Source organism: Glycomyces sp. NRRL B-16210, assembly GCF_000719515.1.
Taxonomy (GTDB): domain Bacteria; phylum Actinomycetota; class Actinomycetes; order Mycobacteriales; family Micromonosporaceae; genus Glycomyces.
In genome coordinates this window covers 1-20,042 of sequence record NZ_JOGR01000017.1, presented here as the reverse complement: position 1 = coordinate 20,042, position 20,042 = coordinate 1, and the positions used below count along the sequence as shown (strand labels likewise).

The following is a 20,042-nucleotide window of genomic DNA, read 5'->3' as shown; positions in this document are numbered from 1 at the left end:
CGCCTCGAACGCGAGGGGCGACTACAGCCACCACTCCGGGAAAGCGAAGTTGGAGGTCACGTCCTGGCATCCCTGGAAAGAGGCGGCGAAGTCGTCGTGCCACTGGCAGGTGACGAGGATCAGCTGGTTCTCTTTGAACAGGAAGTGGTTCTGCTGGGTGAGTTCGTTGCCGGCGCCGTCGGTCAGTTCGTTGAAGAGCATGACGCCCTCCCGCCGGTGCACGATGGTGGCGCGGTCGTTCATCGTCGCGTACTCGTATCCGGTGGATTCGAGGTATGTGCGGGCGAAGGCCAATTGGGACTTGTAGTCCTCCTCGACGGCCTCGTCGAGCAGATACGAGCTGACGATGATCTTCGAGGTCTCGCTGCCGCCGTCCAGATCGAACACGTAGTCGTTGAACTGCTCGGCCACCGGGAACTCGCGCGAGCCGTCCGCCGCCAGGTACCCGTCGGGCGGGGAGACCGCCAGATCGAGCGGCGCGGTGGCCTCGGGGATCTCGACCTCCTGGACCGTCGGCTGCTGGGCCGCTTCGGTCGGCTGCTCCTCGGTGCCCGTCCCGCCGTCCGAGCAGGCGGAGGCGAGGAGCGCGAGCACCGCGAGGGACGTCGCGACGCTGCCGATTCGGCTCGCGGCCGCGCCCGAACGCAGCGTCGATCGCGAGCGGCTTTGGGGGTAAGGCATACGCACGATGCTAGCATGTGCCCTGCTAGACCGCCTGCACCCGATTCCGGAGCGACTATGGACGAGGGAGCGCATCGTCCACCAACGGCACCAATGCCTCCATGTACTGATGGGTGATGTGGTTGGAGTCGCGGTAGACGAGCGTGCCGTGCACGATCACCGGGCAGACGTCCTCGAGGCAGAACCATTCAGTGGTGTCGATCGCCTCGACGCCCTCCCGTTCCCAGGCGCCGGCCTCGGCGTCGCGCCAGCTCTGGTCGAGCATCGCGGGCTCGGCGTCGAACACGCATTCGGTGGCCGTGTCCAGATGCAGCGCGAGGCATTCGGCGACGTCGAACGGCGCGCGGGGGGTGTCGGCGAGCGCGACCACGGTCGGCGATGCGGCCACCAGGCGGCGCGCGGCGCGCGCCCATCCGGCGGCCCATTCGGTCGACTCCCCTTCGTCGATCCCGCGCAGGTCGTAGGAGAGGGAGGAACTGACGATGACCATCGCGGGCTCGATGCGGTCGATCTCGTCGAACACCGCCGCCCGCCATTCGTCGCACGCGCCGTACCGGCCGTTGACCGCGTCGTTGTCGACGGTGACCGACGAGACCGGGCAGGAGCCCTTCGTGTGCACGACCAGTCGCCAGCCGGCGTCGATCGCGATCTGCTCGATCGCCGGGAACCACTGCGCGGCGTGCGAGTCGCCCATGAGCACCACGGTCGTCGCCGAGTCGGTGTCGCCGAACTCGCAGCCGGCGGACGGCTCGGTCGCGGCGAACGGCAGGAGGCATCCGTTCTCGAACACGCCCCCGCGGTCGTCCTTGATCCCCGCGAGCAGGTCCACGACGTGATCGGGGACCGTCTCGAGGGTCGCGCCCTCCTCCAAAGCCTGCGCCATGGTCGTGGGCTCCTCGATCACCGCGACCGGGGGCTCCTCGACGTCCCCGCCGCCGGACCCGGGTATGGAGGTCACCGCCGCGACCACGACCGCGATCGCCGCCACCGAGCAGACGGCGCCGACCGCCAGGCCCCACAGGTTGCCCGACTTGAAGGGCTTCATGTTGCGGACCGGCTCTTCGACGTAGCGGTAGGAGAGCTGGGCGAGGGCGACGGCGCCGACGAGCAGCACGAGGTTGAGGACGATCGAGGACTCGGCGGCCACGGCGAGCGGGATGAGGATGAGCATCGGCCAGTGCCACAGGTACAGGCTGTAGGAGATCTTCCCGAAGAACTGGAACGGGCCCGTGCCCAGCAGCCACGTGACGGGGTTGAAGCCCCGGCCCGACCCGGCGATGATGACGAGCATCGTCCCGGCCACCGGCATCAGCGCGGTGTAGCCGGGGAACGGCGTGCTCCCCGAGTACAGCACCCCCGCGGCGACGATGGCCGCCAGTCCCGCGATGCCGAGCGCCCAGGCGAGGAACTTCGGCGTCTTCCTGATGGTCGGGAGCGACAGGGCGAGGAGGGCGCCCGCCGCCAGTTCCCAGGCGCGGGTGTGGGCCCCGTAGTAGGCCACCGTCGGGGCCTGCTCGGTGACCAGGACCGACAGGACCAGGCTCAGGGCGAAGACCCCCGCGGCGACGGCCGCGCCGACGCCGACCAGTTTGCGCGGCACGCGCTTGACCAGGAGCAGCAGGCACAGCAGGAGCAGCGGCCACACCAGGTAGAACTGCTCCTCGACGGCGAGGGACCAGAACTGCTGGAACGGGGAGGGCATCTGGTCGGCGTTGAGGTATTCCGACTCCTGGGCGATGAACCGGTAGTTCACGACGTAGACGATGACGGTGAACGCGTCCTGCATCACCGCTTCGAGGCGGGTGATGGGGAACCACAGCCATGCGCCGATCACGGTGGCGACCGTGACCACGGTCGCGGCCGGGAGGATGCGGCGGGCCCTGCGGGCGTAGAAGCCCGCGATCGAGATCTTGCCGGTGTCGAAGACCTCCTTCACCAGCAGCGAGGTGATGAGGAAGCCGGAGAGGACGAAGAACACGTCGACGCCGACGTAGCCGCCGCTGAACAGGGAGAAGCCCGCGTGGGAGAGCAGGACCAGGACCACCGCGACGGCCCGCAAGCCCTGGATGTCGGGGCGGAACCCCAGGCCCTCCCAGTGCGCGGGCGCCGCGGGCCGGGGTTTGGGCTGGGCGGCCGGCGCCGGGCGCAGGTCGCCCGGGGGCGGGGGCGGCGGGGCCCGGAACGCCGGGCGGGCCGGGTACGGGCTCGGGGCCGTGCGCGGCGCGGGCGAACCCGGGACGGGCACGGCCGGGCCCGGTGTCGTCAGCGGCAAGTGCAGGGTCTCCTCGTTGACCGCCCCCGCGGTGACTCGGTCCTGGGGCCTGGGGGGCTGGGGCGAGGTCATCGTGAAAAAGTCTCCGTCTGCGGGGTGAAGGTCGCCCCAATCCTAGGCGCCGCCGGTGCGTGCGGCGGCGCGGTGGTGCCGGCCCGTCCGTCGAGGACCGCTCCGATCATCGTACCGAGGATCGGCCATCGAGGACGGCCCAGAAGGCGGCCCCGGTCCTTGCGGACCGGGGCCTTCTCGCTAGAGCGCCTTGAGGACGCGCGGTTCGAGCCGGTAGAAGATCCAGCGCCCGAAGAACAGCAGGAACGTCGAGATGCCCACCGCGGTCCCGAGCTGGAACCAGCTCGGCGCGAACTCGGGGATGAACACCGCGCGGTGCATCGAGAAGATCCCGATGAGCGGGTTGACCGAGTAGATGTCGTAGATCAGCGGGTGGTTCTCCAGCGCGTCCTGGACCTTCGTGATCGGGTAGATGATCGCCGAGGCGTAGAACAGCAGCCGCATGAACAGCCCCAGGAACCGCTGCACGTCCTTGAACAGCACGTTCGCGGCCGACAGGATGAACACCAGGCCCGTCAGCAGCATCGCCTGGACCAGGATCGCCGGGATCAGCCACAGCAGGTTGAGCCCGAAGGTGCCGCCGAAGATGACCGCGACGATGATCAGGATCGGGAAGCCGACCACGTACTCGGCGAAGCGCGCGAAGACCTTCGAGACCGGGAAGACCTCCCGTGGGACCTTCATCACGGTGATGAGGCTCGACTGCCCGCCGAGGGACTTCGCGCCCTCGTTGACCGCCGAGCTGAACCACTGGTACGCGAAGATGCCCGACACGATGAACAGCGCGTAGCCGACGTTCTCGGCGCCCTCGGGCATCCCGGTGTCGCGCTGGAACAGCACGCCGAACACGAACCAGTAGATGAGCGCGAGGCTCAGCGGCTCGATGAGCGACCACAGGTAGCCCATCACCGTCGCCTGGTACTTCACGGCCAGGTCGCGGCGGATGAGCACCGACAGCGAGTACCGGTGGCGCAGCAGCGCGGTGAAACCGGTCGTCAGCGGGAACTTCCGCTTGAGCGGCTTGACGGCCGTCTCGGTCCGCTTCTCCGGCTTGTCGCGCAGGGGCCGCTCGTCGCTGCGGGCCGAGTCCAGGAACGCCGGCAGCTCCGCCGTGTCGTCGAGGTTGCGGCGGATCGGGGAGGCCCCGGCCATCGGCATGTCGCGGCTCGGCTCCACCCGCGTCGCGTGCGGGGCCGACGGGACCTGGCCCTGGTACGGGCCCGCCGCCGCCGGAGGCTGCTGCCCGTACGGGCCGTGGGGCGGAGGCGGACCGTAAGGCGGGGACGGGTTCCCCTGCGGCGCGCCGTACGGCTGCGGGCCGCCCTGAGGACCGCCCGGCGGCGGCGGCGCGCCGTACGGGGCCTGGCCGGGACGGGCCGGAGGCGTGCCGTACGCCGTGGGCTGCTGGCCCGAAGGCGCCGGATAGGACGCCGGGCCCTGCGAACGCGTGGGCAGCGCCCCGGGCCGGCCCTGAGGCTGCTGGGACGGGGTGATGCCCGGCGCCGCCGCGGGAGGCGGACTCGCGAACGCCGCCGCACCGGAGCTCATGGCCCCCGGCGGGTATCCCGCGGGGGAGGCCGAAGGCCCGGTGCCGGAACCGCCCTGTGGAGCGGCCGCGTCGGGGGTGTCCGGGCTCCCGTCGCCGCCGCCGGCCGGGCCGGAGACTCCGTCGGGGTGCGGGCTAATCGAGCTCATGCATCATCTCCGTCAGGTGTCGCTCAAGCGCCACCGAGTCCAGTTCACGATGTTCGAGAATCGTATAACGGCCTGGCCGGGTCCTCGGCGCGTAGGCCACCGCTGTGGCGAGCTCCGCCGCGCTCAAACCCAGTTCACTCGCCGTGCGCGGCAACCCGTGCCGCCGCATGGCCGCCGACAGCTCCCTGAACAGGGCCTCGTCGCCCCGCAGCCACGTGCACACCAGCGCCCCGACCGCGCCCTGCTCCCCGTGCGAGGCCAGACCCGGATGGAGCACGTCCAGAGCGTGCGAGATCTCGTGGCACCCGCCCGAGCACGGCCGCGACGACCCGGCCATCCCCATGGCGAGACCGCCCTGGACCAGCGCGTTCGCCAGCGACGTCAGGAAACCGTCGTCGCCGATGCCCGCCGGGTGGCGCAGCACCGCCTCGGCCCCCGTGCGCGCGATCGCCACGGCCAGGCCGTCGATCGCCTCGCCGTTGACCTCGTGCGAGAGCTGCCAGTCGGCCACCGCCGAGAGGTTCGTCAAAGCGTCGCCGATCCCGCTGCGCAACTGCCCCGCCGGAGCGCGGCGGATGAAGTCGAGGTCGGCCAGGACCGCGAGCGGCGGATGCACCCCGTACGACACCGAGACCCCGTCGCGTTCGAGGCTCGCGGTCGGCGACGCGAGCCCGTCGTGGGCCAGGCTCGTCGCGACCGCGACCATCGGCAGGCCCAGCTCCGTGGCCGCGAACTTCGCGGTGTCCAAGAGCTTCCCGCCGCCGATCCCGACCAGGGCGTCCACCCGGTGGTCGTCGCGCAGTCGAGCGGCCAGGTCCCGGGCGCTCGCGAGCGTGCCCGGCTTGACGGTGTGCACCGTCGCGTCCGGCAGGTGGTCGAGTTCGGCCGCGATCGTCTCCCCCAGGCCCGGCCCGAGCGCGACCGCGACGCGCCCGCCCGCCGAGATCCGGCTGTCGACCAGCAGTTCGGGCAGGCGCGCGAGCGCCCCGGCCGCGACCTCGACCGTGATCGGCGCGAGGACGGTGCGCGCGAAGGTGGGCACTACAGGTCCTTCGCGATTTCTTTCGCCCTCGCCCAGTCCGCGTGGTCGTCCACCTCGGTCCAGGCGACCGGGCCGGTCGAGACCGTGCCGATCCGCCCGACCTCGGCCAGGAGCTGGTAGGCGTCCTCGTAGTAGAGGTTCTGGTCGCGGGTGAAGGTCGCTTCGAGGGCCTTGGTGAGGTCCTCGGCCAGGTCGGCGGGGATGAGGCTGACGCCGATGTACTCCCCCGCGGCGGCCTCGATCGGCTGCGCCTTGTGGATGAGCTCCACGCCCCGGTCCCCGATGCGGACCTTCATCGCCTCGTCGGTGAGCGTCTTGTGGTCGTCCAGGGCGAGCAGCAGGCGCGGGTCGTCGGCCGCCGCGGCCAGGAGGCGCCGCTCGATGCTGTGGGGGTGCAGCGTGTCCCCGTTGACGAGGATCGCACCGCCCTTGTAGTGCTCGCGGGCCGTCCACAGCGAGTAGGCGTTGTTCCAGTGCGGCCGGTCGTTGTCGACGATGTCGACGGTGACGCCGTAGCGGCCCTCAAGGGCCGGGGCGTGCTCGCGGATCCGCTCGGCGGCGTGCCCGACGGTGACGGCCAGCTCGGTGACGCCGACGGCGGCGAGGCCGCGCACGATGGTGTCGAGGATCGTCTCGTCCTCGGTGACCGGGAGGAGCGTCTTGGGCAGGCGGTCGGTGTCGGGCCGCAGGCGCTGGCCCTGGCCGGCGGCGAGGATGACGCCTCTCACGTGGTTCTGCCTTTCGCTCGGCTCATTGCAACCCGCTCAGTTTACAAGCCGGGAAAGGGGGGAGGCCCCTGCCGAGTGTGCGCCTGCACACGTCGGCCGGGGCCTCCAACTGGGAAAGGACGGTTCCCACACGGGTGGTGACCGCAACGGGTCAAACGAGTCCGCGCGGGACCGGTTACGGCCTCTCAGGCGGCGATCTTCTTGGCGAGGTTCTCCGAGAGGGTGTCGAGGAACTCGTCGGTGGTCTGCCACTCCTGCTCGCGTCCGATGAGGAGGGCGAGGTCCTTGGTCATCTTGCCGCCTTCGACGGTGTCGATGATGACCTTCTCCAGGGTCTCGGCGAAGCCGGAGACCTCGGGGGTGCCGTCGAGCTTGCCGCGGTGGGACAGGCCCCGGGTCCAGGCGAAGATCGAGGCGATCGGGTTGGTCGAGGTCTTCTCGCCGCGCTGGTGGGCGCGGTAGTGGCGGGTGACGGTGCCGTGGGCGGCCTCGGCCTCGACGGTCTTGCCGTCGGGGGTCATGAGCACCGAGCTCATGAGGCCGAGCGAGCCGAAGCCCTGGGCGACGATGTCGGACTGGACGTCGCCGTCGTAGTTCTTGCAGGCCCAGACGTAGCCGCCGTCCCACTTGAGCGCGGCGGCGACCATGTCGTCGATGAGGCGGTGCTCGTAGGTCAGGCCCGCGGCCTCGAAGTCGGCCTTGAACTCCTCGTCGAAGATCTCCTGGAACACGTCCTTGAACATGCCGTCGTAGGCCTTGAGGATGGTGTTCTTGGTCGACATGTAGACCGGGTAGTTGCGCTGGAGGCCGTAGCGGAAGCTGGCCCGCGCGAAGTCCTCGATGGACTTCTTGAAGTTGTACATGCTCAGGGCCACGCCGCCGGCCTCGGGGTACTTGACGACCTCGAACTCGACCGGCGCGGTGCCGTCCTCGGGGGTGAAGGTCACGGTGAGGGTGCCGGGGCGGTCGACCTTGAAGTCGGTGGCGCGGTACTGGTCGCCGAAGGCGTGGCGGCCGATGACGATCGGCTTGGTCCAGCCCGGCACCAGGCGCGGGACGTTGCTCATGATGATCGGCTCGCGGAAGACGACGCCGCCGAGGATGTTGCGGATGGTCCCGTTGGGGGAGCGCCACATCTTCTTGAGGCCGAACTCCTCGACGCGGGCCTCGTCGGGGGTGATGGTGGCGCACTTGACGCCGACGTTGTGCTCGGCGATCGCGTTGGCGGCGTCCACGGTGACCTGGTCGTCGGTGGCGTCGCGGTGCTCGATGGAGAGGTCGTAGTAGCGCAGGTCCACGTCCAGGTAGGGGTGGATGAGCTCGTCTTTGATCTTGCTCCAGATGATGCGGGTCATCTCGTCGCCGTCGATCTCGACGACGGGGTTCGCGACCTTGATCTTCGCCATGGGTTTCGACACCTCTCCTTGCGCCCTCGCGGCGCCTGGTCCGACTGCGCCGTGATTCGGCGCGGGAGCGTCCGCTCCTAACAGTACGAGCGTACTGGCTTCGTCCGGGAGTCCGCCGACCGGCCCGGCGAGTCGATCGTCACAGCCCGGAGCGATCACGCACAATGCGCATTGTCGCCCACCGAACGGGAACGAACAGGCCGGGTCCGCTCGGCCGAACGGCCCCATCGGCACCTTTCGGGGCCCGGAATCGGACCGCGCGTGCGCGATGACGGAATCGGCGGACCGGCGCTCCGCTACCGTCGCCGTGGGGCACCGAGAGGCGTCCCCGGGATGAGACCAGGGAAAACGTCCACTGAAGTTCAACGTAACGATTCCGTCTCAAGGCTGGCGTGCTCGGGGTCACGGCAGGTAAGTTCGTTAACTAGAAACAATCTTTCCAATTTGTTTCGGCCTCGAATCACCCGTTCACGGCGACGCTTGCGAGCCGTGCGAACGACTAGCGCACGAAGGAGTGCACCAAGGTGACCGCACCTACCGCACCCCCGCCGCGATCGAGCGCGGCGGCCGGTACGCCCTCCCAGCGCACCGCCTCCGGCGTCGTCCGGCGCATCTGGGCCTCCTACGCCTTCCGCCGGATCCTCCAGTCCGTCTTCGTGATCTGGCTGGTCTCGACGATCACCTTCCTGCTCATGCACTTCATGCCCGGCGACCCCATCGAGATCATGGCCGGGCGCCTCAACAGCTCCGGCATGTCGCACCAGCAGGCCCTCGCGACCGCGGCGAACATCGTCAACTACGACCCCGACGCGAACGTCTGGATGCAGTACGTCGACTTCATGAAGGGCCTGGTCACCCTCGACCTGGGCAACTCGCTGACGAACCCGAGCAAGTCGGTGTTCGAGCACGTCATGACCTACCTGCCCTGGACGCTCTTCGCCGTCGGCGCCGGCATCGTCCTGGCCACGATCATCGGGCTGTCGGTCGGCATGGCCGCCGCCTACCGGCGCGGCTCGGCCTTCGACCACGTCATGACCTCCATCGGCTCCTTCCTCACCGGCGTGCCGAACTACATCCTCATCGCCGCGGTCGTCGTCATCGGCTACACGGTCCTGGGCATCCTGCCGTTCCTGGACATGCGCGGGCGCATCACCGCCGGGGTCGAACCGGGCTTCGACTTCGTGTTCTTCGGCGACGCCCTGTTCCACGCGACGCTGCCGATCATCGCCTTCGCGTTCACCGCCACCGGCTCCTTCATGCTCAACATGAAGGCCGCGACCACCGAGGTCCTCACCGAGGACTACGTGACCGTCGCCCGCGCCCGCGGCCTCAAGCCCGGGCGCATCTCCCGCGGCTACGTCGGGCGCAACGCGATGCTCCCGGTCATCCCGCAGGTCGCCCTCCAGATGGGCACGCTCGTGGGCGGCTCGATCGTCATCGAGCAGATCCTCGACTACCCCGGGGTCGGCCAGATGCTCATCAACGCCATCTCCGACCGCGACTACCCCGTCGTGCAGGCCGCCGTGATCATCCTCGCCACCTCCGTGGTCATCGCCAGCCTCATCGTGGACCTCGTCCTCGTCAAGATCGACCCCCGCATCAAGTCCGAAGGGCAGGACGCCTGATGGCCACCGTCGACACCAGCGGCGTCGAAGCGATCGCCAAGCCCCGCAAGCAACTGCGCGAGACCTTCTTCGGCCGGCTGTGGACCGGGCTGACCCGCTCCCCCGCCGGGTTCGCCGGCACCGTCCTGGTCCTGTCCATCGTCGGGTTCTCCTTCATCGGCCCGCTCCTGATCGACCAGCACAACCCGGTCGACACCTCCAAGATCTGGCAGTCGCCCTCCGCCGAGCACTGGCTGGGCACGCAGTACGAGGGCAAGGACACCTTCACGATCCTGGTGAACTCCGGGGCCGAGCCGATCTGGGTCGGCACCCTCGCGGCCCTCATGGCCGTGTTCGTGGCCGTCGCCTTCGGCTCGATCGCCGGGTACTTCCGGGGCCGGATCGACGCGGTGCTGCTCCAGCTCACCGACGTCACCGTCACCATCCCGCAGTTCCTGCTCATGCTCGCGGTCGTCGCGTTCTTCGAGAACATCCCGCCCTGGGGCATCGCCCTGGTGGTCGGCTCGACCATGTGGGCGTTCCTGTTCCGCTCCATCCGGGCCCAGGTCATGTCCCTGAAGGAGCGCGAGTTCGTCGAGGCCGCGCGCCTCCAGAACCTCGGGGCCGCCCAGATCGTCTTCCGGGAGATCCTGCCGAACATGGCCGGGTTCATCTTCGTGAACTTCGTGATCGCGGTCAACCAGGCGATCTACGCGATCGTCGGCCTCTACGTCCTGGGCCTCATGCCCTCGGGCACCCCCAACTGGGGCTTGATGATCCACCACTCCTGGAGCCAGAACTTCTACCTCAACCCGATCACGCTGCCCTACGTCATCGCACCGCTGGTCATGATCGTGCTCTTCACGATCGGCCTGGTGACCATGGGCCGCGGCCTCGACCAGGCCCTCAACCCGCGCCTGAGGGAAAGGTGAGACCATGACCGACCCGATTCTCAGCGTCCGCGACCTCGCGATCGCCTACCGCACCGGCCGCAAGGAGTCGGTGACCGCCGTCAGCGGCATCGACCTCGACCTCTACGAGGGGCAGTCCCTCGCCCTCGTCGGCGAGTCCGGCTGCGGCAAGACCACCCTCGGGCTGGGCCTGCTGCGCCTGCTGCCGAACCTCGGCGAGATCACCTCGGGCTCCCTGACCTACCGGCTCAAGGACGGCACCACCGCGGACCTGCTCAAGATGCAGAAGGAGCAGTTGCGCCGCTTCCGCTGGAACGAGGCCGCCATGGTCTTCCAGGGCGCGATGAACGCCTTCAACCCGGTCATCCGCATCGTCGACCACTTCGCCGACACCCTGCGCGACCACGCCGACGGCAAGCGGAAGTGGACCAAGCGGGCCGTCGAGGCCCGCGCCGGGGAGCTGCTGGAGACCGTCCGGCTCGACCCCGACCGGGTCCTCCAGTCCTACCCGCACGAGCTGTCCGGCGGCATGAAGCAGCGCGCGCTCATCGCGCTCGCCATCGCCCTGGACCCGAAGGTCCTCGTCCTCGACGAGCCGACCACGGCCCTCGACCTGCTCACGCAGCGCTCGATCGTGCAGCAGCTCCACGAGCTGCGCGGCAAGTTCGGGTTCACGATGGTGTTCATCACCCACGACCTCGGGCTCGCGGCAGAACTGGCCGACCGGGTCGCGACCATGTACGCCGGGCGCATCATCGAGACCGGCTCGGCCCGCGACATCTTCTACGAGGCCCGCCACCCCTACACCGCCGGTCTCATCAACGCCGTCATGCCCGTCAAGGGCGACCGCCCCGCGCTGGAGTCAATCCCCGGCTACCCGCCGAGCCTCAAGGCCATGCCCGACGGCTGCGCCTTCCACCCGCGGTGCTCGCTCGCCACCGACGGCTGCCGCAGCGAGCGCATCCCGCTCCAAGTGCTCACCGGCCGCCCCGAGGGCATGTCCCACGCCGCCGCCTGCATCCACCACGACCAGTGCCGAAGCGCGTTCAAGCGCGACGCGCAGAAGGAGACCAGCCATGTCTGACGCGCCGCTTTTGAAGCTGTCGGGCCTGGAGCAGGTCTTCGACACCAAGAAGGGCCCGGTCCCCGCCGTCGGCGGCGTCGACCTGGAGGTCAAGCCCGGGAAGGTCCTGTGCCTGGTCGGCGAGTCCGGCTGCGGCAAGACCACCACCGCCCGCGCGGCGGCGGGCCTGACGCGCCCCACCGGCGGCACCGTCGAGTTCCGCGGCCGGTCGCTGGCGGACATGGACGGCGCCGAGCGCGCCGCCTACCGCAGGGCGGTCCAGTACATCCACCAGGACCCGTACGCGGCCCTGAACCCGACCCGGACGGTCTACTCGACCCTCAGCGCCGGACTCAAGCGCCACGGCCTGGTCAAGAACCGGACCGAGGCGCGGGCGAAGGCCGCCGAGCTGCTCAGGCTCGTCGAGCTCACCCCGCCGGAGTCCTACCTGGACTCCTACCCGCACCAGCTCTCCGGCGGCCAGCGCCAGCGGGTCAACGTCGCCCGGTCGCTGGCGATGAACCCCGAGCTGCTCATCTGCGACGAGTCGACCTCCATGCTGGACGTGTCGATCCGGGTGAGCCTGCTCAACACGCTCGGGCGCCTGCGCGACGACCTCGACGTCGGGTTCCTGTTCATCACCCACGACCTCGCGGTCGCGAAGTACTTCGCGTGGGACGGCGAGATCGCGGTGATGTACCTGGGGAAGGTCGTCGAGCACGGCCCAACCCCGGAGGTCATCGGGAATCCGCAGCACCCGTACACCAAGGCCCTCATCGGCGCGGTGTGCGAGCCCGACCCGGACCTGGCGCGGGCGAACCGTTCGGCGGTGCAGCTGCGGTCGGCGGAGATCCCGAGCCTGACCGACCTGCCGGCGGGGTGCGCCTTCCATCCGCGGTGCCCGGCGTTCGAGCCGGGCCTGTGCGATGCGGGCGAGCCGTCGCTGGCGTTCGCCGGCGCTCCGGGAGGCGGCGTGTCGCGCCCGCAGCGCCGACGCGTGTCCTGCCACGTGGTCGCCCGCGACCTCGGGCGGGGCGTGCCTTCGGCGGGTCGGGACGCCGCCGACCTGACGCTGACCTTCGACGCCGTACCCGGCTCGCGGCGTTCGGCACCGGAAGGGAAGGCGGAAGATCCACAGACCCCTCGGGGAGCGGCATGGTCGGCCTGATCGCCCGTTCGGGGCTCGCGGCGGGGGTCCTGCTGACCCTGGCGGCGGCGCTCCTCCTGCTCTCCCTGCCTACCGGGACCGCGGAGTTCGCCATCACCGTATGGACGGCGGGCCTCGGACTGTTCCTCATCCTCATCTCGTTTATTGCCCTCTACATCGAAAGGAAGCGGCGATGACCTCTCAGCAATTCGAGCTCAGCCGACGTCGGCTCATGCAGGCCGTCGGCCTCGGCGCCGGAGCTGTTGCCACCACGAGCGTCCTCGGGGCCTGCCAGGCCGGCGGCTCGGACGACGGGGACGCGAACGGCAAGTTCGTCTATGTGTACCCGTTCGACACCACGACGCAGCACTACAACGCGGCGATCAACAACGCCTCGCTGCTGACGTCGGCGCCGAACGCGGAGCTGTTCGTCCCGCGTCCGGCGATCCTCGACTGGGCGACCCAGGACTGGATTCCGCAGTTGGCCGAGTCGGTGTCGCTGGACGGCACCACGCTGACGATCAAGCTGCGCTCGGGCATCAAGTGGACCGACGGCAACACCGTGACCGCCAAGGACGTGGCCGGCACCATCTACCTCCAGAAGCTCAACGCGGCGCAGGGCACGGTGGGCTGGGACCAGCTCGTCTCGGCGGTCGCCGACGACGACACGACGGTGACGGTGTCCTACACGGACGCGTTCCCGGGCGTGGAGCACGGCGCGCTCAAGGTGCAGGTGCTGCCGCACGCGCGCTACGGCGAGTGGATGGACGAGGCCGAGGAACTGGTCCTCGCCGGCGTGGTCCAGGGCGACGACGAGCAGTCGGCGCTGTCGGAGAAGATCGCCGCGGAGGACTTCCTGGACGCCGAGGGCGGGTTCATCACCTGCGGTGCCTACAAGTTCGACAAGATCGGCGAGACGGTCATCACGATGACCGTCCACGAGGGCGGGCTGTTCGCCGACAAGGTCAAGTTCGACACCTTCGAGATCCAGAAGGGCGACAACGCGGCCTCGGTGCAGTTCCTGCTGGCCAAGGAGGTCGACTACTCCACGCAGGTGCTCGGCGCGACCGACCGGTCGAGCATCTCCGGTGTGGACGGCCTCGTGGAGCTGTCGACGCCCGGTTACGACGGCATCGGCCTCATGCTCAACCAGGCGCGGTTCCCCGAGTTCGAGGACGTGCGGGTCCGCAAGGCGCTCCAGTACGTCTTCGACACCGAGGTCATCGGCGAGATCGCCAAGGGCGCGGGCGGCTACTACGTGCCGGCGACCTACACGGGCCTGCCCGACCCGCACGCCGAGGGCCTGTTCGACGACGTCGAGCTGGAGTACTACGCGACCGACCACGACAAGGCCGAGGAGCTGCTGGAGGACGCGGGCTGGACGCGGGAGAACGACGGCTGGCACAAGCCGGACGGGTCGCTCGCCGAGTACACGATCATCGGCGTGGAGGGCTGGACCGACTTCAGCCTGACCGGCGAGCAGGCGGCGAACCAGCTCTCGGAGTTCGGCCTGAACGTGGCCTACTCGAACGTGCCCGACGACAACCCGTGGGGCATCTGGGGCGCCGGGGACTTCGACATCGCGGTGCGCCAGTGGGCGAACCCGTTCGTGCCCTACGTCTACGGCTCGTGGCAGATGACCTGGTTCACCGACAACTCGCTGACGGCCGACGCGATGGGCATGGGCCTGCCGACGGACGCGGTCGAGTCGCCGAGCCAGGGCACGGTGAGCATCGACGACCTGTACCTCCAGTCCCAGCAGGGCACCGAGGAGGAGCAGGCCGCGGCGAACAAGGTCCTGGGCATCGTGTTCAACGAGACCCTGCCGCGCCTGCCGCTGTTCCTGAACCAGCGCGTCAGCTACGCGATCGAGGGCGAGCGGGTCAAGGAGGTCGACCCGGGCTCGTACGAGCTCAACGACATCTACTTCGACAACCCGATCATGGTCCGCATCCTCGAAGGCGGCATCGAGCCCGTCTAGAGCCGACTCGGGAGGGCTGTTCGCGGTCCTCCCGATCCGGAGCTCCGCTCCCGGGGACGCTGCTCGTCCCGGGGGCCGGACTCGGCGGCGGGGGCCCGCGCCCCCGCCGCGCAGCCGCGCAAGGCCTGAGGCGGGTCACGCGCGGCGACCGAGAGAAGGAGGGCCCCGGCCATGCGGCCGGGGCCCTGCTGCGTGCACAGGCCCTGTGCGAACGCGTGAGGGCCCCACCGCTCGGTGGGGCCCTCACGCGTTCGCCTTACGCTACGGACATTCTTCTGGGTTGGTGATGATGTCGCATTCGTCGCCGGTCGGCGTCTCGGACTCGTCGCCGCCGCCTCCGCCGTCCTCGGCGGGGACGATGGTGATCGAGGAGTTCGGGGCGACCACGTCGCCGCTGCTGAGTCCGCCGTTGCTCCCCGAGACGCTCTCGATGACGGTCGCCTCGGGATCGCCGTCGATGGTGGCGTTGAGTCCGGCGCTGTTGAGGGCCGACATGAGCTCGGCGGGCGTGGTCTCGGCGTCCCACTCGACGACGACGCCCTTGGCGGTGATGGTCACCGTGGCGCCCTCTTCTTCGGTGGAGCCCTTGCCGGGGGTCTGCTCGTAGACGACGCCGAGGGTGTCGCCGCCGGTGCCGTAGACGACCTCGACGTTGAACCCGTCGTTCTCCAGGGTCGAGGTCGCGGTGCTCACGGTCATGCCGAACACGTCGGGGACGACGACCCGCCCGCCGGCGGAGACGGTGAGGATGACGGTGCTGTACTTCTCCACCTCGGTGCCGCCCTCGGGGTCCTGGCTCAGGACGGTGTCGGGTTCGGCGGTGTTGGCCTCGGTCTTCTTCTCGACCACGAGGTCTTGGGCCTCGAGCGTCTTCTTGGCGTCCTCGAACGAGTCGCCTTCCACGTCCTCGACCGTCACGAGCGGCGGGGCGGTCTTGACGGTGATCGTCACCGTGGAGTCCTGTTCGACCTCGTCGCCCTCCTCGGGCGACTGGCCGACGACGGTGTCGATCTCCGGGTCGGCGGGGTCGTCGGCCACCTCGGTCACGACTTCGACCTGGAGGTCCTGCGCCCGGATCGTCTCGGTGGCCTCCTGCTCGGTCTGGCCTATCACCCCCGGCACGACCACCGTCGCCGCGTTGTTCATGGCCGTCATGATCCCCCAGGTCGCGGCGGTGACCGCGACGAGCGAGAGGATCACGCCGAGCGCGATGAGCCACGGGCGCCGCTTGCTGGAGGCGGTCTCGATGGGGGTGATCGGCGCGGTCGAGTCGCCGTTGATGAGCTGGGTGCGGTCCTCGGCGCTCATGACGGCCGGGGCCATGACGGCCTTGCCGCGGGCGGCGCGGATGAGGTCCTCGCGCATCTCGCCGGCCGAGTGGTACCGGTTCTCGGGGTTCTTCGCGAGCGCCTTCATGATCACCGCGTCCACCGACGGCGGGATGTTCGGGTTCAGCTCCGAAGGGGGCCGGGCCTCCTCGCGGACGTGCTGGTAGGCGACGGAGACGGGGTTGTCGCCGGTGAACGGCGGGTGGCCCACGAGCAGTTCGTAGAGGACGCAGCCGACCGCGTAGACGTCGGAGCGGGCGTCGACGGTCTCGCCGCGGGCCTGCTCGGGCGAGAGGTACTGGGCGGTGCCGATGACGGCGCTGGTCTGGGTCATGGTCGCCTGGTTGGAGGCGAGGGCCCGGGCGATGCCGAAGTCCATGACCTTGACCTGGTTGGTGTCCGAGAGCATCACGTTGCCGGGCTTGACGTCCCGGTGGATGATGTGGTGCTTGTGGCTGAAGTCCAGGGCCGAGCACATGTCGGCGACGATCTCGCAGGCCGCGGTGGGCTCGAAGCGGCCTTCGGCGAGCAGGACCTCTTTGAGGGTGCGGCCGTTGACGAACTCCATCACCATGTACGGGATGCCGGCGTCCTCGCCGGTGTCGAAGACGGCGACGATGTTGGGGTGGTTGAGGGAGGCGGAGTTCTGGGCTTCGCGCTGGAAGCGGATGAGGAACGACTCGTCGCGGGACAGGTCGGCTCGCAGCAGCTTCACCGCGACGTCGCGGCCGAGTCGGAGGTCGCGGCCGCGGTGGACTTCTGCCATCCCGCCGTAGCCGACGACCTCGCCGATCTCGTATCTGCCGCCGAGCAGGCGGGGCTCTGTCGTCATCGCGTTTTACGTCCTCGTGTTCCGTTCATCGCGGCTTGATTCTAATGCCAGGGACGGGCCCGAAAGCCCGCTATCGGTCATCGCAGGGGGGCTGGAGGCAGGAGCCGAGGCCGCCGCCGACGGGGCTCGTTCCGGTCTCGTCGGGTTCGGAGGTCGGCTGCTCGTCGGGGGTCGACTCCTCGGGGGCGGTCGTCGTGGTCTCGGTCGCGGACGGGTCCTCGGTGCCGCCCGGGGTCGCCCCCGAGCCGTTCATCACCAGCCACACGATACCGCCCACCAGGGCGAGGACGACCACGCCCACGATGGCCCCGAGCAGGACCTTGCTCGGTCCCCGCCGGGCCGGCGGGGGCGGGGGCGCGGCCCCGAGGTCGATGCCGGGGGGCACAGGCCCGGGCGGCTGCTGGGGGAAGGCCGCGGAGGGGTCGGCGACGCCAGCGGGCGGGCCGCCCATGGTGACGACGCCGGCGCGCTGCGGGAGCTGTCCGACGGGGGGCATGACGGAGGTGGCCGCCGGGGCGTCGACGGCGACGCGGGCGGCGGCGGCCATGTCGGCGGCGGTGGCGAAGCGCCGGTGGGGGTCCTTGCCCATGGCGCGTTCGACGAAGGCCCGCACGCCCGGGGGGATGTCCTCGGGCAGCGGCGGGGCGGGGGTGCGCACGTGGTGGAGCGCGAGTTCGATGGGGTTCTCGGCCTGGAAGGGCCGGTGCCCGGTGAGGCCGTGGAAGGCCACGACCCCGAGGGAGTACATGTCGGAGGCGGGCAGGACGCCGGTGCCTTCGGCCTGCTCGGGGGCGATGTAGGAGGCGGTGCCCATGACCGCGCCGGTCTGGGTGAGGTCGCCGGAGGCGCCGGAGCGGGCGATGCCGAAGTCGGTGAGGACGGCCTCGCCGTTGCGGTCGCGCACCAGGATGTTGCCGGGTTTGATGTCGCGGTGGATGACGCCGCGGTCGTGGGCCTGCTGGAGGGCTTCGGCGGTGGCGGCGATGATGGGCATGAGTTCGCGCGCGTCGATGCGTCCGCGTTCGGCGATGAGTTCGGCGAGGGACTTGCCTTCGACGAACTCCATCACCAGGTAGGCGGTGGTCTCGCCGCTGGGCAGGTCGGCGTTGCCGAAGTCGTGGACGTTGACGATGTGGGGGTGGGTGAGGGCGGCGACGGTCTTGGCCTCGGCGGTGAAGCGCTTGGCGAATCCCTCTTCGCTGAGGAGGGCGGGGAGCATGGCCTTGACGGCCACGGTGCGCTCCAGGACGGTGTCCTCGGCTCGCCAGACCTCGCCCATGCCGCCCACGGCAATGCGTTCGCGCAGGCGATAGCGTTGCCCGAGGAGCATTTCGGGGCTCAACACGGCGTCTCCTCATTTCTCCGGGGGTCGACGGTTCAGTCTACTGGCAGGCCGCCTGGCGACCACGAGGTCGAACCGGGCCGCCGGGGCGCGCCGCCGAGCCGTGTTCTCGCACCGTGTGGTCGCTTCGGGCGGCTGGACCGATCCGTCGAGCCGTCTCCGCAGATCCACGCCCGAGCGGGTGTTTCGGTTGCCCCCGGGGCCAATCGTGAGGGAACTGTGTCCTTACCGGGAGGGTTCGTTCACCTCGCGGTCAGTCGCCGTCGCCTTCGAGGACCATCTCCATGAGGTTCCCGGAGATGTCGGCGGCCTTGGAGGAGGCGCCGTCGCCGTAGGAGTCGAGGAAGACGCAGACGGCGACGGCCGGTTCGCCGTCGTCGTCCATGCCCCAGCCGTGGAACCAGCCGTGGTCGGGCTCGATGTTGTCGGAGGAGTCGGAGTGCTCGGCGGTGCCGGTCTTGCCGCCGACGGTGTAGCCGCTGACGGCGGCGTTCTTGCCGGTGCCGTTGCCGCCGGGGTCGACCACGGCCTCCATGATGATCTGGAGCTCCTCGGCGGTGTCGCGGCTGATCGAGCGTCCCAGGGAGTCCTCGCCGCCGTTGCGGACCGTGTCGCCTTCGGAGTCGGTGAGTTCGGCGATGAGCTGGGGGGCCATGCGTTCGCCGTCGTTGGCGACGGTCGCGGCGATGAGCGCGTTCTGGAGGACCGTCTCCTGCACGTCCTGCTGGCCGATGCAGGCCTGGGCGCGGAACGCCGGTTCGCTGAGGTCGCCGGTCGAGGAGGGCTCGGTGGCCAGGGGCGTCTCGTAGGCTTCCCCGAAGCCGAAGGCCTCGGCGGTCTGCTGGATCTGCTCGGCGGTGAGCTCCTCGACGCACAGGCGCGCGAACGTGGTGTTGCAGGACTTCGCGAAGGCCTCTTCGAGGGTCATCTGCTCCTGCGGGCACTGGTTCGAGGAGTTGGTGATGGTGTGGTTCGTGTTGGGGGCGGTGTAGCCGTTGCCGGCGGGGACCATCGAGTCGGCTTTGCCGCCGTTCTCGATGAACGCGGCGGCGACGATGGTCTTGAAGGTCGAGCCGGGCGGGTAGTGCTCGAGGCGGGAGCGGTCGCGCGCGGGGTTGTCGGCGTCGCCGTCGATCGCCTCCTTGGCGGCGGAGGCGACGTCGTAGTTGTTGGAGGACATCTCGGTCGGGTTCCAGCCGGGGTAGGAGACCTGGGCGAGGATCTGGCCGGTGCGCGGGTCGAGGACCACGGCGGCGCCCTTGACCCCCGAGTTCGCGAGCGCCTCGAAGGCGGCCAGCTGGAGTTCAGGGTCGATGGTGGTGACGACGTTGCCGCCGGGCTTGCGCTCCTTGAGGATCGTGGCCCAGAAGTCGTCGAAGGCGAGCAGGGAGCTGGTGCCGTTGAGCAGGTCGTTCTCGGCGTATTCGATGCCGGTGGCGCCGAAGGTCATCGATTTGAAGCCGGTGAGGTTGCTGAAGGCCTCGCCTTCGGGGTAGTCGCGCTTGTAGCCGTAGGTGCCGCCGTCGGTGGGGACCGACTGGGCGATGACGAGGTCGCCGGCGAGGATCGAGCCGCGCGGCACGCTGTACTCGGCGATGAGGGTGCGCCCGGAGAGGATGCCCTCGTAGTCGTCGTGGTGGAAGAAGCCCACCCACGTGGCCTGGGCGATGAGGGCACCCAGGAGCGCCAGTGCGATGACGCCGGTGCGTCGCAGGGCCGGGTTCATCGGCCGCCCTCCTTCGTGTGGTCGTCGCCGTGCGGCGGTCGTGTCCGGTGGTCGTGGGGGGCCCGGTCGTAAGGGGCGTCGCCGAACGCCGAGGGCGGCGGAGGCGGGGTCTGCGGGGGGCCCGCCTGCGGCGGGGAGGACTGGGGGGCCGGGCGGGTCGGGCTCGGGTGCCCGGTGGGGCCGCCGCGAGGCCCGTACGCGGAGGTCGGCGG

The 20,042-nt window shown here is 69.9% G+C and carries 15 protein-coding genes and 1 pseudogene; 6 read left to right on the top strand and 10 right to left on the bottom strand.

Annotated elements, in window-relative coordinates:
* Positions 1-21: 21 nt before the first annotated feature.
* The 6 genes from IF12_RS0121460 to IF12_RS0121435 all read right to left on the bottom strand — a co-directional run bounded on the left by IF12_RS0121460 (position 22) and on the right by IF12_RS0121435 (position 7,896).
* On the bottom strand, positions 22-681 hold the full coding sequence (locus IF12_RS0121460) for a hypothetical protein (protein WP_133884449.1): 660 nt from the start codon (positions 679-681) through the stop codon (positions 22-24).
* A gap of 55 nt (positions 682-736) precedes the next feature.
* Complete coding sequence (locus IF12_RS0121455; RefSeq protein ID WP_051704730.1) at positions 737-3,025, bottom strand: acyltransferase family protein; 2,289 nt, start codon at positions 3,023-3,025, stop codon at positions 737-739.
* A gap of 180 nt (positions 3,026-3,205) precedes the next feature.
* Entirely contained in the window at positions 3,206-4,720 is a 1,515-nt protein-coding gene (locus IF12_RS26945) for an ABC transporter permease (protein WP_255343567.1), read from the bottom strand.
* A complete protein-coding gene (locus IF12_RS0121445; protein WP_030162169.1) occupies positions 4,707-5,762 on the bottom strand; it encodes an iron-containing alcohol dehydrogenase family protein in 1,056 nt (351 codons plus the stop codon). The genes IF12_RS26945 and IF12_RS0121445 overlap by 14 nt, the downstream gene beginning before the upstream one ends.
* Entirely contained in the window at positions 5,762-6,490 is a 729-nt protein-coding gene (locus tag IF12_RS0121440) for an NTP transferase domain-containing protein (protein ID WP_030162167.1), read from the bottom strand. The genes IF12_RS0121445 and IF12_RS0121440 overlap by 1 nt, the downstream gene beginning before the upstream one ends.
* A 185-nt stretch (positions 6,491-6,675) precedes the next feature.
* The gene (locus IF12_RS0121435) at positions 6,676-7,896 is read right to left on the bottom strand and encodes an NADP-dependent isocitrate dehydrogenase (protein ID WP_030162165.1); all 1,221 of its coding nucleotides are present in this window, start codon (positions 7,894-7,896) and stop codon (positions 6,676-6,678) included.
* Between the two features lie 524 nt (positions 7,897-8,420).
* Here IF12_RS0121435 and IF12_RS0121430 point away from each other — a divergent pair.
* The 6 genes from IF12_RS0121430 to IF12_RS0121405 are packed head-to-tail and all read left to right on the top strand — an operon-like array spanning position 8,421 to position 14,602.
* Positions 8,421-9,521: an ABC transporter permease gene (locus IF12_RS0121430; protein ID WP_030162163.1), complete on the top strand. Its 1,101-nt coding sequence runs from the start codon at positions 8,421-8,423 to the stop codon at positions 9,519-9,521.
* Entirely contained in the window at positions 9,521-10,432 is a 912-nt protein-coding gene (locus IF12_RS0121425) for an ABC transporter permease (protein WP_081913831.1), read from the top strand. Before IF12_RS0121430 ends, IF12_RS0121425 begins: the two co-directional genes overlap by 1 nt.
* A 4-nt stretch (positions 10,433-10,436) precedes the next feature.
* Entirely contained in the window at positions 10,437-11,495 is a 1,059-nt protein-coding gene (locus IF12_RS0121420; RefSeq protein ID WP_051704729.1) for an ABC transporter ATP-binding protein, read from the top strand.
* Positions 11,488-12,642: an ABC transporter ATP-binding protein gene (locus IF12_RS0121415; RefSeq protein ID WP_081913830.1), complete on the top strand. Its 1,155-nt coding sequence runs from the start codon at positions 11,488-11,490 to the stop codon at positions 12,640-12,642. Before IF12_RS0121420 ends, IF12_RS0121415 begins: the two co-directional genes overlap by 8 nt.
* Positions 12,630-12,818: a hypothetical protein gene (locus tag IF12_RS26345; protein WP_030162157.1), complete on the top strand. Its 189-nt coding sequence runs from the start codon at positions 12,630-12,632 to the stop codon at positions 12,816-12,818. The genes IF12_RS0121415 and IF12_RS26345 overlap by 13 nt, the downstream gene beginning before the upstream one ends.
* On the top strand, positions 12,815-14,602 hold the full coding sequence (locus IF12_RS0121405; protein ID WP_030162156.1) for an ABC transporter substrate-binding protein: 1,788 nt from the start codon (positions 12,815-12,817) through the stop codon (positions 14,600-14,602). The genes IF12_RS26345 and IF12_RS0121405 overlap by 4 nt, the downstream gene beginning before the upstream one ends.
* 261 nt (positions 14,603-14,863) lie before the next feature.
* Here the strand turns inward: IF12_RS0121405 and pknB are convergent, their stop codons facing one another.
* From pknB to IF12_RS26805, 4 genes and pseudogenes are all read right to left on the bottom strand, one after another.
* Positions 14,864-16,762, bottom strand: a complete 1,899-nt coding sequence (gene pknB / locus IF12_RS0121400; RefSeq protein WP_051704728.1) for a Stk1 family PASTA domain-containing Ser/Thr kinase — start codon at positions 16,760-16,762, stop codon at positions 14,864-14,866.
* Between the two features lie 70 nt (positions 16,763-16,832).
* Positions 16,833-18,107 carry a serine/threonine-protein kinase gene (locus IF12_RS0121395; RefSeq protein ID WP_133884450.1) on the bottom strand — a complete coding sequence of 425 codons (1,275 nt, stop codon included), beginning with the start codon at positions 18,105-18,107 and terminating at the stop codon, positions 16,833-16,835.
* A gap of 250 nt (positions 18,108-18,357) precedes the next feature.
* Positions 18,358-19,830: a penicillin-binding transpeptidase domain-containing protein gene (locus tag IF12_RS0121390; protein ID WP_030162153.1), complete on the bottom strand. Its 1,473-nt coding sequence runs from the start codon at positions 19,828-19,830 to the stop codon at positions 18,358-18,360.
* Positions 19,827-20,042, bottom strand: a pseudogene (locus IF12_RS26805) (hypothetical protein); the annotation flags it as partial. The pseudogene IF12_RS26805 and the gene IF12_RS0121390, both read right to left, overlap by 4 nt.

What these genes read in the sequence shown, in the direction of transcription:
- IF12_RS0121460 (WP_133884449.1), bottom strand. Translation starts at nt 681, where the DNA reads ATGCCTTACCCCCAAAGCCGCTCGCGATCGACGCTGCGTTCGGGCGCG.
- IF12_RS0121455 (WP_051704730.1), bottom strand. Translation starts at nt 3,025, where the DNA reads ATGACCTCGCCCCAGCCCCCCAGGCCCCAGGACCGAGTCACCGCGGGG.
- IF12_RS26945 (WP_255343567.1), bottom strand. Translation starts at nt 4,720, where the DNA reads ATGAGCTCGATTAGCCCGCACCCCGACGGAGTCTCCGGCCCGGCCGGC.
- IF12_RS0121435 (WP_030162165.1), bottom strand. Translation starts at nt 7,896, where the DNA reads ATGGCGAAGATCAAGGTCGCGAACCCCGTCGTCGAGATCGACGGCGAC.
- IF12_RS0121425 (WP_081913831.1), top strand. Translation starts at nt 9,521, where the DNA reads ATGGCCACCGTCGACACCAGCGGCGTCGAAGCGATCGCCAAGCCCCGC.
- IF12_RS0121420 (WP_051704729.1), top strand. Translation starts at nt 10,437, where the DNA reads ATGACCGACCCGATTCTCAGCGTCCGCGACCTCGCGATCGCCTACCGC.
- IF12_RS0121415 (WP_081913830.1), top strand. Translation starts at nt 11,488, where the DNA reads ATGTCTGACGCGCCGCTTTTGAAGCTGTCGGGCCTGGAGCAGGTCTTC.
- IF12_RS26345 (WP_030162157.1), top strand. Translation starts at nt 12,630, where the DNA reads ATGGTCGGCCTGATCGCCCGTTCGGGGCTCGCGGCGGGGGTCCTGCTG.
- IF12_RS0121405 (WP_030162156.1), top strand. Translation starts at nt 12,815, where the DNA reads ATGACCTCTCAGCAATTCGAGCTCAGCCGACGTCGGCTCATGCAGGCC.
- pknB (WP_051704728.1), bottom strand. Translation starts at nt 16,762, where the DNA reads ATGACGACAGAGCCCCGCCTGCTCGGCGGCAGATACGAGATCGGCGAG.
- IF12_RS0121390 (WP_030162153.1), bottom strand. Translation starts at nt 19,830, where the DNA reads ATGAACCCGGCCCTGCGACGCACCGGCGTCATCGCACTGGCGCTCCTG.